This is a genomic window from Halomonas fontilapidosi (assembly GCF_014192285.1).
GTDB classification, from domain to species: domain Bacteria; phylum Pseudomonadota; class Gammaproteobacteria; order Pseudomonadales; family Halomonadaceae; genus Halomonas; species Halomonas fontilapidosi.
On the sequence record NZ_JACHXQ010000001.1, the window covers coordinates 521,697 to 537,114 of the forward strand.

Annotated in this window: 8 protein-coding genes; all 8 read right to left on the reverse strand. The window is 68.4% G+C overall.

Features of this window, described 5'->3' with window-relative positions:
* Positions 1-31 precede the first annotated feature (31 nt).
* On the reverse strand, positions 32-1,624 hold the full coding sequence (locus FHR95_RS02425; protein WP_183313219.1) for an ABC-F family ATPase: 1,593 nt from the start codon (positions 1,622-1,624) through the stop codon (positions 32-34).
* A 301-nt stretch (positions 1,625-1,925) separates the two neighbouring features.
* Positions 1,926-2,399 carry a LabA-like NYN domain-containing protein gene (locus FHR95_RS02430; protein WP_183313220.1) on the reverse strand — a complete coding sequence of 158 codons (474 nt, stop codon included), beginning with the start codon at positions 2,397-2,399 and terminating at the stop codon, positions 1,926-1,928.
* Between the two features lie 26 nt (positions 2,400-2,425).
* Positions 2,426-5,620 carry an efflux RND transporter permease subunit gene (locus FHR95_RS02435; protein ID WP_183313221.1) on the reverse strand — a complete coding sequence of 1,065 codons (3,195 nt, stop codon included), beginning with the start codon at positions 5,618-5,620 and terminating at the stop codon, positions 2,426-2,428.
* Entirely contained in the window at positions 5,617-6,729 is a 1,113-nt protein-coding gene (locus FHR95_RS02440) for an efflux RND transporter periplasmic adaptor subunit (RefSeq protein ID WP_183313222.1), read from the reverse strand. The genes FHR95_RS02435 and FHR95_RS02440 overlap by 4 nt, the downstream gene beginning before the upstream one ends.
* Before the next feature lie 2 nt (positions 6,730-6,731).
* Positions 6,732-8,954: a TolC family protein gene (locus tag FHR95_RS02445; RefSeq protein ID WP_183313223.1), complete on the reverse strand. Its 2,223-nt coding sequence runs from the start codon at positions 8,952-8,954 to the stop codon at positions 6,732-6,734.
* A 66-nt stretch (positions 8,955-9,020) separates the two neighbouring features.
* Positions 9,021-9,485, reverse strand: a complete 465-nt coding sequence (locus FHR95_RS02450) for a DUF6586 family protein (RefSeq protein ID WP_040186247.1) — start codon at positions 9,483-9,485, stop codon at positions 9,021-9,023.
* Complete coding sequence (gene topA, locus FHR95_RS02455) at positions 9,482-12,130, reverse strand: type I DNA topoisomerase (protein ID WP_183313224.1); 2,649 nt, start codon at positions 12,128-12,130, stop codon at positions 9,482-9,484. Before topA ends, FHR95_RS02450 begins: the two co-directional genes overlap by 4 nt.
* 296 nt (positions 12,131-12,426) lie before the next feature.
* On the reverse strand, positions 12,427-15,201 hold the full coding sequence (locus FHR95_RS02460) for a DUF3141 domain-containing protein (protein WP_183313225.1): 2,775 nt from the start codon (positions 15,199-15,201) through the stop codon (positions 12,427-12,429).
* Positions 15,202-15,418: the final 217 nt, after the last annotated feature.

Sequence of the window (15,418 nt, forward strand, 5' to 3'; positions counted from 1 at the left end):
ATATCAACTCGAGGGGATACGGGGTCGCTGATCAGCCAAATAGCCCCTGACTGCGCAGGTAGTCGTCGTAGCTGCCGCTGAAGTCGGCGACGCCCTGCTCGCTCATGTCGAGAATGCGGGTCGCCAGGGAAGAGACGAACTCGCGGTCATGGCTGACGAAGATCAGGGTGCCGGGATAGTACGCCAGGGCCAGGTTGAGCGCCTCGATGGACTCCATGTCCAGGTGATTGGTGGGCTCGTCCATCAGCAGCACGTTGGGGCGCGTCAGGGCGAGCTTGCCGAACAGCATGCGACCCTGCTCGCCGCCGGAGATCACCTTGACCGACTTGCCGATGTCGTCGCTCGAGAACAGCATCCTGCCCAGCGCGCCGCGCACTTCCTGCTCCCCGCCCGTGGTCCACTGGGCCATCCACTCGAACAGCGTCGCGTCATTGGCGAAGTCGTCGGCATGGTCCTGGGCATAGACCCCGAGTTCGGCACTGTCGGTCCAGCGCACCTCGCCGCCATCGGGATGCAGCTCACCGGCCAGGGTGCGCAGCAGGGTCGTCTTGCCGATGCCGTTGGGGCCGATGATGGCGATGCGCTCGCCGGCTTCCACGGTCATCGAGAGGCGCTCGAACAGCGGCGCCTCGTCGTCGAAACCCTTGGTGATGGCCTCGACGTTGACCGCATTGCGATGGATCTTCTTGGCCTGCTCGAAGCGGATGAAGGGGCTGACGCGGCTGGAGGGCTTGATCTCCTCGAGCTTGATCTTGTCGATCTGGCGCGCCCGCGACGTCGCCTGCTTGGCCTTCGAGGCGTTGGCCGAGAAGCGGCTGACGAAGGCCTGCAGGTCGGCGATCTGCGCCTTCTTCTTGGCGTTGTCGGCGTGCTGGCGTTCGCGGGCGGCGGTGGCCGCCGTCATGTAGTCATCGTAGTTGCCGGGGAACAGCGTGATCTCGCCGTAGTCCAGGTCCGCCATGTGGGTGCAGACACTGTTGAGGAAGTGGCGGTCATGGGAAATGATGATCATGGTGCTGTTGCGCGCCGTGAGCATCCCCTCCAGCCAGCGGATGGTGTTGATATCGAGGTGGTTGGTGGGCTCATCGAGCAGCAGCACATCGGGGTCGGCGAACAGCGCCTGGGCGAGCAGCACGCGCAGCTTCCAGCCCGGCGCGATCTCGCTCATCGGACCGGTATGCTGGTGCAGCGGAATCCCCAGGCCCAGCAGCAGCTCCGCGGCTCGCGGTTCGGCGGTATAGCCGTCGAGCTCGGCGAAGCGCACTTCCAGGTCGGCCACGGCCATGCCGTCCTCCTCGCTCATCTCGGGCAGCGCGTAGATGCGTTCACGCTCGGCCGCGACCTGCCAGAGTTCGGCGTTGCCCATGATCACGGTGTCGATGACCCGCTCGTCCTCGAAGGCGAACTGGTCCTGGCGCAACTTGCCGAGGCGGGTACCGGACTCGACCATCACCTGGCCCGAGGTGGGCTCGAGGTCACCGCCGAGGATCTTCATGAAGGTGGACTTGCCGCAGCCGTTGGCCCCGATCAGGCCGTACCGGTTGCCATTGCCGAACTTGACGGAGACATTCTCGAACAGCGGCTTGGCGCCGAACTGCATGGTGATATTGGCGGTGGAGATCAATGAGGGGTCCAGGTCAGTGCGTAAATTCAGGGGGCGCGATTGTACCGGTTATCGCCGCTGCACACACCCGCATCGTCGCGGCGCCAGTCGAAGCGTCGGGCTGGTCGCTCCCAAAGGATGCACAGAAGTTTTTTGGGAGCGGTGCTTGCACCGCGATGGGAGGCCTCCGGTCCCACAAGGACCGGCCAACCTCACCGCCGCTACGCGCCGGATCGCGCAGCAAGCTGCGCTCCCACCGCTATCACGGAGAGCATCGACAACGCTTCCAGGAGAGCTTTTCTCTTTACGCGATTTCCCTGGCTTAGAGCAGCAGCTCACCCTCGATGGGCACAAAGTGGCTGGCGGCGCGGACCAGCGAGTCGGCGGTGAGCCGTTCCACGCCGACCACCTCCACCACCACCCCATGGCGCTCGCGCATCCGCTCGACCAGCAGGTCGAAGTCGCCATCGCCCGAGACCAGCACCACCCGGTCGACCCGCGGTGCGGCCTCGATGGCGTCCAGCGCGATGCCCACGTCCCAGTCGCCCTTGGCGGAGCCATCACGCCGCTGGATGAAGGGTTTGAGCTTCACGGTGAAGCCGATGCGGCGCAGGATGGCCTGGAACTGCTGCTGGCGGGGGTCGCCACGCTCCACCGCGTAGGCGTTGGCCTCGACCACCTCGCAACCGGCCGCGAAGCGGGCCCAGAAGGCGTGATAGTCGAAGTGCCGGCCGAAGGCCTCGCGGGTGGTGTAGTAGACGTTCTGGACATCGACGAAGATGGCCACACGTTGCATGGCGGTAACCTTGAGCGGCAAAACCGCTAGCCTGACACAGTAGAAGTCCCGCTGTCGCGACGCTGCGCGTCGTCTCGCGGCGGCGCGTCCTCCGCGTCGAACGGCACCCGCATCAGCAGGGAATAGAGCACCGGCACGATACACAGGGTCAGCACGGAGGCGACCAGCAGTCCGAAGATGATGGCGATCGCCATGGGAGCCCACAGCAGTCCGCCGCCCAGCCATAGCGGCACCAGGCCGCCACTGGTGGTCAGGGTCGACATGGCCACGGGGCGCAAGCGGCGTCGGCCCGCCTCGAGAATGGCCTGCTGGTGACGCATGCCGGCGCGGGCTTCCCGATCGATACGCTCGATCAACACGATGCCGTTGTTGATCACGATACCGGCGAGCGAGACCACGCCGAGAAAGGTCATGATCCCGAAATAGGAGCCGGTGAGGGTCAGGCCGAGCACCACGCCGATCAACGCCATGGGAATGGTGGTGAGGATGATCAGCGGCCGACGCAGCGAGTTGAACTGAGCCACCAGCAGCAACAGGATCACCGCGGCGCCGATCGGCAGCTTCGCGGCGATCGACTCCATGGCGATCCGCGAGGACTCCACCTCGCCGCCGAACTCGTGGAAGAAGCCCTCCGGCCAGTCTGCCTGCTGCTCCGCCAGCCAGGGGCGCAGCGTCGTCACCACCTCGGCCGCGGTCACGCCCTCGGCCAGTTCGGCTTCCACGGCCATGGTGAGAAAGCGGTCACGACGCAGGATACGCGCCGGCCCCCAATCGAGCTCGACCTCGGCGACCTGAGCCAAGGGCACGCCCTTGCCTCCCTGGGCAGGCAGGACCGTGATCCCCTCGAGGGCATCGGGGCTGCGCTGTTCGCCATGCTGATTGCGCAGCATGATCGGCACCAGGGTGTCGTCGTCGCGGAAGGTGTCGACCCGCAACCCCGACAGGGCGGTCTGCAGACTCATCGCCACGTCACGCTCGGTGACGCCGGCGCGCAGCGCGCGAGCCGGATCCACGTCGATACGCAGGCGCTTGATCCACGGCCCCCAGTCGTCGCGCACATTGCGCGTGCCGGGCAGCGAGGTCACTTTCTGCCTCACTCGGTCAGCAATCTCGCGAAGCTCTGCCTCGTCATGGCCGGAGAGCCTGACCGACAGCGGTACCGTCACAGGAGGGCCAAAGCTCGTCGACTCGATGCTCGCATGCAGATCCGGGAAACGCGTCCCGAGCCAGCCCTCCAGCCGTTCGATCACCGCGTCCACTGCCTGCCAGCGATTGGCCTGCAGCAGCAGGAACGCATACTCCGGGCTTGGCGGCTCCGGGGCGTGATTGATGATATAGCGCTCCCCGCCGAAACCGATGAAGCTGCCCCAGCGATCGACGCCGTCGCGAACCCACCCGCCGTTGGCGTCGCGCTCGGCGGCAAGCTCGCCGGCCAGGAAGGTCTCGATCTCCTCCACCACCGAGCGCGTGCGCTCGATGGGCGCGGAGTACGGCAGGCGCAACTCCACGGTGACGAGGGTGCGCTCCGCCTGGGGGAAGAAAATCTTGGGCAGCTGACCGAAGCCCAGCCAGGCGACCCCCATGCAGGCCGCCACGACCGCCAGGGTGACGAGTCGGTGGCGCAGCAGCGTCAGCAGGATACGCTGATAGCGGTCGTGGGCGGCCGTCGCCAGCCGCTCGCCAAGCCCGGGGCGCGACGTCGCGCCCTGGCGGCTGTCGTCGTCCTCGCGACGCCGTGTCGAGGGTTTCCTGACCTTGAGAAAGGCCACGCAGAGCAGCGGAATCATGGTCAGCGACAGCACCCAGGAGGCGAGCAAGGTGATGGTGACCACCTGGAACAGCGAGCGGGTGTATTCGCCCACGTCGGAGACGGCCAGGAACTGGGGCAGAAAGGCGGCCGATGTCGTCAGCGACGCGGTCAGCAACGGGAAACGCAGCTCGCTGGCCGCGGCGAGGGCGGCCTCACGGACCGAGCGCCCTTCCCGGGCGCCCACCTGGGTGGACTCCACCATGACGATGGCGTTGTCGACCAGCATGCCCAGGGAGATGATCAGCGCACCGAGCGACACCTGATGCAGGCCGATATCGAAGAGTCCCATCAGCGCCAGGCAGGCGAGAATGGTCATCGGCACCAGGCTCGCGACGATCAGCCCGGTGCGCAGCCCCAGGAACAGCAGCATCACCACGCACACCAGCACGACCGCCTGGAGCAGGTTGTTCAGGAACTCGTTGATGCGCACCTCGACCCGCTGGGGCTGGTCGGTCAGGACCTCGAAGGTCAAGCCGATCGGCAGTGTCTGTTCCAGGCGGGTAATCAGCGCGGCGACCTGCTCGCCCAGGTCGAGAATGTTGCCGCCTTCGCGCATGGCCACGGCTATCGCCAACCCCTGATGGCCGCTGGCGTGGTAGCGGGTGGTGGGCGGATCGGCATAGCCATGGCGAACCTCGAGCAGCGACCCCAGCGGTACCAGGGAGCCGTCGGGGAGCGGGACCAGCGCGTCACGGATGTCATCGAGGCGGGTGAAGTTGCCCGTGGGCTCGACCACCAGGCGCTCGTCGTCGCTGCGAATCGCCCCGCCGGGCAGCACGATATTGCGGGCGGCCAGCAGCCGCGCCAGCCCCTGCGGCGAGACGCCAAGCTCGGCCAGGCGTGCCTCACGGTACTCCAGAAAGATGCGCTCCTCGGCATAGCCGTGCAGCTTGACCTTGGCCACGTCGTCGAGCAGCAGCAGCCGGTCGTGCACGTCGTCGGCCACCTCCTTGAGCTCCGCCTGCTCAAAGCCCTCGCCGGTCAGCGACAGCATGATACCGAAGACATCGCCGAACTCGTCATTGACGATCGGCGGTAGCGCCTCGTCGGGCAATTGCCGCCGAGCGTCGGTGATCTTGCGGCGCAGCTTGTCCCAGCTGGCCTGCACATCCTCGACCACGGGGCGCAGCTCCACGCGAAGGATCGACACGCCCGCGCGCGACGTGCTCTCCACGAAATCGAGCTCTGGCATCTCCATGACGGCGGCTTCGAGCGGCTCGGTGACCAGCTGCTCCACGCGCTCGGGGATAGCGCCGGGGAGATAGGTGACGATCTGTGCGACCCGCACCGTCACGGCCGGATCCTCGGCCCGGGAAATGCTGAGGTAGCTGTAGAGCGCGCCCAGCAGCACCATCAGCAAGCCGGCGATGGTGATCCGGTTATAGCGCAGCGCCGCCTCGGTCAGCGTCACTGCCGCGCCTCCCGATGCGCGTCCATCACGCGCACCCGCTGGCCATCATGCAGCCGGCTCATGCCGGCGACGACCAGCGACATGCCTTCGGCCAGGCCCGCGTCGATTCGCATGCGCTCGCCGCGCTGATCGCCAAGCACCACGTCCCGGCGACGAATGGTCGCTTCCCGCCCCTCGCTCCCCGACGCCGGCGCCTCGACGTCGGCCACATAGACATAGGCCCCGCGCGCATCACGCTGCACCGCCGCCATAGGCACCCAGATCCCGCTCTCCGGGCCGTTCACCGGCAGCGTGAGCTCTGCCGCCATGCCGGGACGCAAGGCCACCCGCTCGGCGGACGAGAGCCCAGACAACGCCACGCGCAGCGGCCAGGTAGCCTGGCGCGGGTCCACCGGCAGGCCGATCTCGGTAACCTCCCCGGCAACGCTGAGCCCCGCCAGGGGCAGGTGGACCCGCACCGGGGCGCCCGCCGACAGCTCGCCCAGCAGATCCTCGGAGAGCGCGGCGCGCACCTCCAGTTCATCGCCGCAGGCCAGCACCAGCACCGGCAGACCGGCCGCGACGTTCTCGCCGGCCTCCGCCAGCCGGGTCGCCACCCGGCAGTCGCCGGGTGCTTCGAGCCGCGTGAAGCTCAGCTGCCGTTCGGCCAAGGCCAGGGCATCACGCGCGCTGTCGCGTCGGGCAAGCGCCGCCTCCCGCTGGGCGCGGGCGGCGTCCAGGTCCCGGGCCGGGGCGCTGCCGGCTTCAAAGAGCCGCCGGGCCCGCTGCCACTCGGCCTCGGCATTGGCGGCCGCCGCCTCGGCGCCGGCCAGCGCCGAACGGGCGCGATCGCGCTGCAGGCGCAGGTCGGTAGCCTCGAGGCGGGCCAGCAGCTGGCCGGCGGCCACTGTCTCCCCCACCGCCACGCGATGGGCCTCGAGCTGGCCCGCCACGCGAAAGCTCAGGCGACGGTTGGCGGCTGCCTCCAGGCGGCCCGGCAGCTCGCGTGCGGCATCAACCTCGCTGACCGCCACGCTGAGCGTGTGCACCGGCCGCAGCGGCGCCTCGTCCACGCGCTCCTCGGCACAGCCAACGAGCAGCACCAGCGCCATCAAGATGGCCCCCCGCATGATCATCGCCGTCCTCCGCTGGGTAGCGTACTGTCGATGCCCGCCAGCAGTCGGTCGCGGGCCGCGGTCGTCATGGGGCCCGGCGTCATGCCCAGTGCACGCTGCAGGTGCACCAGCGCCTGCAGCGCCTGCCAGCGCGCCTCGGCGGCGGCGAGCCCCGCCTGGCGCGCGCTGGTCCGGGCGTCGATCAGCGCGACCTGGGACAGCGCCCCTTCCCGCCAGGCCACTCCGGCCAGTTCCAGCGCCTCCTCGGCGTGGCCGCGTGCCTCGTCGCGCAGGGTGATGCGCCGCCAGGCGGCAAGCAGCTCGACGCTCGCCGCGCGCAGCCGCGCTTCCAGCCCAAGGCGCGCCTCGGCGTCCTCGAGCGCCACCTGCTCGAGGCGAGCCGCGCTGCGGTCGCGTTCGATGCTGCGCCGGCCCCCGGCATAGAGCGGCAGCCGCGCCGAGACGCCGACACTCCACTGGTCGCGGCCGGTCTCGGGCAGCGACACGCCCAGCCTTTCCAGCGCCCCAACACCGGCCTGGACCAGCGGCCGGGACGACTCCCAGGGCGCCCGGTCGCCTGCGCCGTCGCGGGACAGTTCGCTGGTGTAGCGGGCCTCCAGGCCCACTTCGGGCAGCCAGAAGGCACGACGGCGCGAGACCAGCTCACGCTGGGCGGCGCGGCGCAACTCGCCCAGCGCGTCGAGCTCCGCGGAGTGGCGCAAGGCGCTGGTCACCAGCCGTGACTGCCAGTCGGCAAAGCGCGCGGGATTGTCGAGGACCGTGGCGAAACGCGCGTCGCCGCCCAGCCATTCGACGCGCGTCAGGTCCGGTTCGGCCGGTTCCAGCGGCCTGGCGGGGTCACGGCCAAGGCGTCGATTGAGCGACACTCGCAGCCGCTCCCGGTCGGCGACTGCCCGCTCATGGCGCTCGCGGGCCTGGGCCAGCTCGGCCGCGAAGCGGGCCACCTCGCCACGCCCTACCGCGCCGGCCACCTCGCCGCGCTGCGCCCGGTCGTATTGGGCGCGGGCCAGCTCGAGATCGGCCTCGAGCACCTTGCGGCTGGCATCGAGCCTGAGCAGATCGAGGAACTCGGCTGACACGTCGAGTGCCACATCGAGGCTCTCCACCTCGAGTTCGGCGCGCCGCGCACGGTCGCGGCGGTCGGCAATCTCGATGGCCGCCAGGGCCGGCTCGGAGAACAGCAGCTGCTCGAGCACCGCCGATCCGCTGGCCAGCCGCTCGGGCTGCTGACCGAGGGCCAGACGCGCGCGTGTCTCGTCGATGACCCGTCCGGTGGCCTCCAGATAAAGATTGGGACGGTAGCGCGACGCCGCCAGGTCGCGATCGAAGGCCTCGACCTGGATCTCCTGGCGCACGGTGGCAAGCCCCAGGTTGTCGGCGAGTGCCAGCGCCACGGCCCGCTCAAGATCCAGTGGGCCGTGCCGAGGCGCGACGGCCTCGCCGATCAGCCGCGACCGGCTGAGCAGATCGAAGCTTGGCGAATGGTCGAGACGTGCCGCCGTTTCCAGGTTGAGCCAGGGGCGCGGCAGCGTGGGTCGCTCATCCAGCGGCTCGGGCCGGCGCCCCGCGGCTCGATCCGCCAGGCGTAGCGCCACCGCGCGTCGCCAGGCGTCGTGATCCAGCGCCTGCGGCGAGGAGAGCAGCACCCCGCGCTCCACCTGGCGGGCGTCGGTCAGTGCCATGCTGGGCACCCCGGCCTCGACCAGCATGGCGAAGAGCCGGCGCTGGGCGGCCTCGTCGAGGTGCGGCAGGGCGAGCACCAGCGCGGCGTCGGCCCCGCGTAGGGCAGCATCGTCGGGCTCAAGGGCAGATTCGTCGACGGGCAGCGACACCAACGTGGCACCGTGGGCTCGCGCCTGGCCGACCAGGGCGTCGACGGCGGCGTCGAGCGTTTCAGGCGGGCCGATCAGCACGATTCGGCTAGCGCTTGCAAGCGGCTCTTGTCCGAAAGGCGCCGCGGCGACAAGAAAGTCGGGCGTTTCCAGCACATCCCGTCCGGGCAGCGCTGCGCCGGCACCGGGCCGTGCCGGCGCGAGCCCGGGCGTGGGGCGACCGGCAGAAAGGCGCGAGAACTCCTGACGCAGGGCGGGGAAATCGGCTTCGCCCCCCGGCATCAGTCGGGCGTCAAGGACGAGGTCGGCCGCCTCAGCGACGGCCGAGGCCAGCAGGAGGGCCAACAGCGGCGCAAGGAACAGGCGCTTGCATGCGGTGGCATTCATGTGGGTCGACCGATCGGGGAGCAAGGAACCCGATTATAAGCGTCTGTTTGAAGGTTGCCAGGCGCCCTACCACTCCTCGCTGGTTTCGCGCAGGGCGGCGATCTCGGCCTTGGCCTCGGCGAGACACCAGCTCAGCTCTTCCCCCAGTGCTGCGCCGCTGCCCACGGCGATCAACCCGGCGGCGGCGCCGCTGCGGCGGCGGGCCACGCCATCGCTGCCGTGCAGCGCCTCGAGCTTTCCAACCAGCCAGGCCAGCCAGCTGTCGGGGCGCACGGCCAATTCGCGCAGACGATGCAATTCGGCAATGTCGGCGCCCTCGGGGCCGAGCAGCTCACGCCAGTCGTGACGCTCCAGGTTGGCGAGTTCGGTGACTTCACGCAGCAGCGACTGCAGCGCCAGCTCGGCCAGCGCCAGGCTGCCCTCCTCCGCGGCCATGCGCCGCGCCTGGGCGTGCTCGTCGCTGCCGACCGGCGTCTCGAGCAGCAGCTCGGCCTGATAGAGCAGCTGATTGGTGCGGGATCGCGGCGTCACTTGCGCTTGTCCTCCACGTGCCACTGGCGGCCATCGAAGTTGGCCTTCCAGCCGGTGGCCTTGCCACCCTCGTCGGTCATCACATACTGCTCCTTGGCCTTGCGCGAGAAGCGGATCTGCGCCGGGCGGCCGTCCGGATCCTCGCTGGGGGCATCGAGCAGGTAGCGGTACTTGTCGGGCAACTCCTCGGCATGCGCCTTGAGCTCCTTGACCAGCGGCGGGCGCGTCTCACGGTTCTTGGGGAACTTGCTGGCCGCCAGGAACAGGCCGCTGGCACCGTCGCGCAGCACGTAGTGGTCGTCGACCTTCTGACACTCGAGCTCCGGCATGGGGATGGGGTCCATCTTGGGCGGCGCCACGTCCCCGCTGCGCAGCAGCTTGCGGGTGTTCTTGCAGTCGCTGTTGGTGCAGCCGAAGTACTTGCCGAAGCGGCCGGTCTTGAGCTGCATCTCGCTGCCGCACTTGTCGCACTCGATGGTCGGACCATCGTAGCCCTTGATGCGGAACTTGCCCTTCTCGACCTCGTAGCCGTCACAATCGGGGCTGTTGCCGCAGATGTGCAGCTTGCGGGTCTCGTCGATCAGGTAGCTGTCCATGGCGGTACCGCACTTGGGACAGCGATGCTTGGCCCGCAGCGCATCGGTCTCGGCATCCTCGCCGGCATCGGCGGCCACCGCCTCGTCGCCGGGCAGCAGGTCGATGGTGGTCTTGCAGCGCTCCTTGGGCGGCAGGTTGTAGCCCGAGCAGCCCAGGAAGACACCGGTGGAAGCGGTGCGGATCTGCATCTTGCGCCCGCAGGTCGGGCAGTCGATGTCGGTCGGCACCGGCTGGTTGGGCCGCATGCCATCCTCGCTCTCGGCCTCCTCGAGCTCCTTCTTGAACTCGGCATAGAAGGCATCGAGCAGCGCCTGCCAGTTGCGCTCCCCTTCGGCCACCTCGTCGAGACCATCCTCCATGCGCGCGGTGAAGGAGTAGTCCATCAGGTCGGGAAAGGACTCCTTGAGCCGCTCGGTGACGATGTCGCCGAGCTTCTCGGCATAGAAGCGCCGATTCTCCAGGGTGACGTAGCCGCGGTCCTGAATGGTGGAAATGATCGAGGCGTAGGTGGAGGGACGGCCGATACCGCGCTTCTCCAGCTCCTTGACCAGGCTGGCCTCGGTATAGCGCGCCGGCGGCTTGGTGAAGTGCTGCTGGGGATCGAGCTGCGCCAGGCTCATGGGCGTGCCCTCGGCGAGGTCGGGCAGCGACTGATCCTCCTCCTTGCGGCCCATCGGCTTCATCACCCGGGTGTAGCCGTCGAACTTCAGCACCCGCCCCTTGGCGCGCAGCTCGAAGCCATCGACCTCGACGGTCAGGGTGCTGGAGAGGTACTCCGCGGGCGTCATCTGGCACGCCACGAATTGGCGCCAGATCAGCTCGTAGAGCCGCTCGGCGTCGCGTTCCATGCCGGCCAGGTCGGTGGCGCGGCGCGCGACCTCGGAGGGGCGGATGGCCTCGTGGGCCTCCTGGGCGCCCTCCTTGCTGGAGTAGCGATTGGGCGCCTCGGGCAGGTAGCGGGAGCCGAATTCCGAGCCGATGAACTCCCGCACGTTCTCCACCGCATCCTTCGAGAGGTTGGTGGAGTCGGTCCGCATATAGGTGATATAGCCGGCCTCGTAGAGGCGCTGGGCCAGGGTCATGGTCTTCTTCACCGAGAACCCCAGGCGACCGCTGGCCGCCTGCTGCAGGGTCGAGGTGATGAAAGGCGCGTTCGGCTTGGAGCGCGTCGGCTTGTCTTCCCTCGCCGTGATCGCCAGGTTCGCCTGGCGCAGCGGGGCAATGCGCTCCAGCGTCTCGGCCTCGGAGGTGGGTCGGAACGCCTTGCCGTCCTGACGCACCAGCTCGAAGCGCACCGCCGGCTGGTCGCCGCCGGCCCCGTCGACGTGGGGCACCAGGTCGGCCTGGACGTCCCAGAACTCCTCGGGAATGAAGGCGTGGATCTCGCGCTCACGCTCGACGATCAGCCGCGTGGCCACCGACTGCACCCGACCGGCGGAGAGGCCACGGGCGATCTTGGCCCACAGCAGCGGTGAGAGCATGAAGCCCACCACGCGATCGAGGAAGCGGCGGGCCTGCTGGGCCTCGACGCGCGGAATGTTCAGGCTGCCGGGATCCTGGAAGGCGTCCTGGATGGCGTTCTTGGTGATCTCGTTGAACACCACCCGCCGATAGCGAGTCTCGTCGCCACCGATGGTCTCGCGCAAGTGCCAGGCGATGGCCTCCCCCTCGCGGTCAAGGTCGGTGGCGAGATAGACGGTATCGGCCTTCTCGGCGAGCTTCTTGAGCTCGGCCACCACCTTCTCCTTGCCCGGGAGAATCTCGTAATGCGCCTCCCAGCCGTGCTCGGGGTCGATGCCCATGCGCCGGATCAGCTGGTCATGGGACTTGCGCTTGCGGTGCTCGGCCTTCTCCTCGGGCGACATCTTGCGGGTCGCGGCCGCCTGGCGGGCACGCTCCTTGGGGTCCGTGGCTGCCTTGCCAGAGCCGCTGGTCGGCAGGTCGCGGATGTGCCCCACGCTCGACTTCACGATGAAGTCGTTGCCGAGATACTTGTTGATCGTCTTGGCCTTGGCCGGCGACTCGACGATGACCAGTGACTTGCCCATAGTGCTCCACTGTGCTGATGACGCCAGCGCGACGGCTGGCACCAGACGGTTTCGGTCACCCTGTTGCGCGGGTGAAAAATGCGCTTACCCTACCCCAGCGCTCGACGTCACGCCAGTCGCCGCCGGCAGCCGGCCCCCGTGGTGATCGCGGATAGTGGCATTGTCCAGGCTGATCGGACGACCTTTTGACCCTAGCTTCCCGGACGTTATCACGCCAAGCCGGAAAGGATGCCGGACTCAACGAGCGCGCCCCCGCCGAAGGGTGGCGGGGGCGCGGGTGCGGCGGGAAGAGCCGATCAGCTCTTGTCGGTCTTGCGCGGCGTCCGCCGCCGCGGCGTGCCGCGGCTGGCGGGCTTGCGCCTGGCCGGCGCCTTGGTGCTTGCGGCCGTATTCGCGCTGGCCGTTGATGCGCTGCCGGGGTTTGCCTTGGCATCGGCAGAGCCTTCGGCGCCCTGGTCGGAGCCTTCAGCACTCTGACTGGAGCCCTCACTGCCCTGTTCAGCGCCTTCAGTGCCCTGGTCGGAGTCATCACCGCCCTGAGCAGGCGCTTCCTTGGAGGCCGTCTCAGACACGGCGTCAGACGCGGACTCCGGGGGCGCCTCAGCGGCCTTGGCCTCGGCGGCAGGCGCCTGCACCGGTGCCTTGGCAGCGGGCTCGCTGACAGGTTCCTTGACCGGGGCCGTGGCAACAGGCTCGCTGGCAGGCGTCGGGGACGGAGCCGCAGAGGCTGCCTGTTGGCGGGAGGCCGCCGATGGCGCCGGCTGGGCGACGGGCAGCGACTCCATCAGGCTCTCCATCTCATGGCGGGCGAGCTGGCCGGCCTGGGCCTGGCTGGCGACACTCGCCTGGGCCTCGCGCCGCGCCTCCTGCTCCTCCTGCGGGGCCTGCTTGATGGCCTGGTGGAACAGCGCCTTGATGTGCTCGAAGCGATCCGCGGCATGCTCGCTCAGCTCGCCGCTGGCCGCCAGGACATGCTCGATATGCGCCAGGTGGGCATCGATCTGACTGGCCGTCTGCCCGCGCAGCAGGGTCGGGATGGCCGCCAGGGCCGCTTCATGATCCTGCTGCAGGGTGAAGAACTGCTCACGCACCAGGTGCTTGAAGTCGGCCAGCTGGATGCCCGGCTCGAGTTCGGCGCGCGAGGCGCGCAGCCGCTTGAAGTTGCGCTCGTCAGTCGCCGGGGCCCCACCCAGCACATGGATCACCGAGCGCATGACCGCCTCGTGGCTGCCGCCCTGGGTGGTAGCGCGATGTACCTCATCACGGCGACGCTCGATGAAGCGGCGATGCTCCGGCTCGGCCCCCGGACGACGGCGATGCGCATGGGCGTCACCGCCCAGGCCGACCATCGCCTGCAGCATCGGCTGGCCATAGAAGTCGAGGAAGAAACGCTCGCTGCTACTGTCGCGCAGATCGCGCCACGCATTCAGGCTGCGCGTGATCTGGTCGGAGAAGATACCCTCGACCGCGCGGAAGACGTTGTCCTCGTGAACCGGATGGCGGTCGGCCCGGATCTTGTCGGCCAGCACCGGAATCGCGGTCATCAACGGATTGCGATCGGAAAGCAGACGGTAGCCCATGCGGTTGGGGTGCATGCGCCGCATCCACTTGGCGGACTCAGGGGTCGCCAGGCCACGGATCCAGGGCTGCACAAACAGGCGGTAGAGGCCCAGATTGATCTCGGAGATCCGCGCCACCGCCGCGAAGCGGGTGTCGTCCTCGGGGTCATGCTGAACCTCCTGGTCGAGCTCCTCGATGGTGCGAGGCGAGAACTCGAGCAGGTAGTCGCGCTCGATCAGCTCGGCATCTTCACGCTCGGCGGCACTGGAGACGGTGGTCTCATAGAGGCCGGGCGGCAGGACGTCGATGTAGTCCATGTTGGCGGTGAACTCGGCGTGCTCCTTGCGGGAGACACTGCCGGACACGAAGATGCCGAGATGGCCGGTGGTGTCATGGACGCAATAGACGATGGTCTGCTCGTTGGCGATCACGTCCTCGACCCCTTCGTAGAGGTCGCGCACCCAGCCCAAGGCCTGCGGCGGCGGCGTGATGTCATCGCCGCGCGAGCAGAACACCACTACCGGGGAGCGCACGTTGCGCAGGTCGATGCGGCGGCCGTCCGAGGTCACCAGCTGGGCGGTGGAGAGCCGGTTGCCGACGAACAGGTTGTCGACGATGTACTGGATCTCGTCACCGCCAAGGACCACATGCCCCCCCCACCAGCGCTCGAACTCCAGGTAGCGCTCGGCTTCGGTGTCGACCTGGGCGTAGAGCCGGTACTGCTTGGTCCACCAGGTATTGGCCGGATTCAAGCGCTCGAAGTTCTGGACCAGCCAGGCGCCATCGAAGAGGCCGGCGCCCAGGTCGCTGAACAGCGAGGTCATCCAGCTGCCACCGGTCAGCCCGCCGGTGTAGCGCATCGGCGCCTTGCCGTGCTCGCCAGCCCAGTAGGAGAGCGGTGCACCGGCGATGAGAAGTGGACCGAAGAGCTGAGGCTCCAGGGCGGCGGCCATCATGATCTGCCAGCCGGCCTGGCAGTTGCCGACCACCATCGGCTTCTCGGAGGTCTCCGGATGCCGCTCGATGATGTGGCGAAGGAAGGCGACTTCGGCCTCGACCACGTCCTCGACGGTTTGGCCCTGCACCGGATAGGGCAGAAAGCCGATGAAATAGCAGGGATGCCCGGCGCGCAGCGCCACGCCGATTTCGCTATCCGGCTTGAAGCCACCGATGCCGGGGCCGTGACCGGCGCGCGGGTCTACCACCACGAAGGGGCGCATCTGCAGGTCGGTCTCGACCCCCGCGGGCGGCTGGATGCGCAGCAGCTCGTAGTTGACCGGACGGGGCAGGTTGCGCCCATCCATCAGCACCTCGGTGTCGAAGCCCAGCACATTGGGCTTGGTCTTCTCGATATGCTCGAGGTACTGGTTGCCGCGCTGGCGCATGACATCCATGAAGAGCACGCTGCGCTCCAGGGTGTCGCGCCAGTAGTTGCAGGCGGCACGTCCGAAACCGAACGGATCCACGAGGGGCAGCATGCTGGCTGGAGGAGTCGGTATCAGGGAATTCATTTTTCAGCTCCAGGGTTGCTCGGTGCCGGGCAGTCCCGGTGCCGATGCATGAAATCGGGCTTTGTTGCAGTGCAATATAGCGTATGCGGCGCGCTGAGGCGAGCACGGGATGCCACACTCCTAAGCGCGTTTCAGGTCCTCTGCCTGCGCATAGCGCGCGAGCGGCACGCACATAGCGGGCGGGCGGCGCATCAGGCGCCGAGACCTTTTGCCGCTT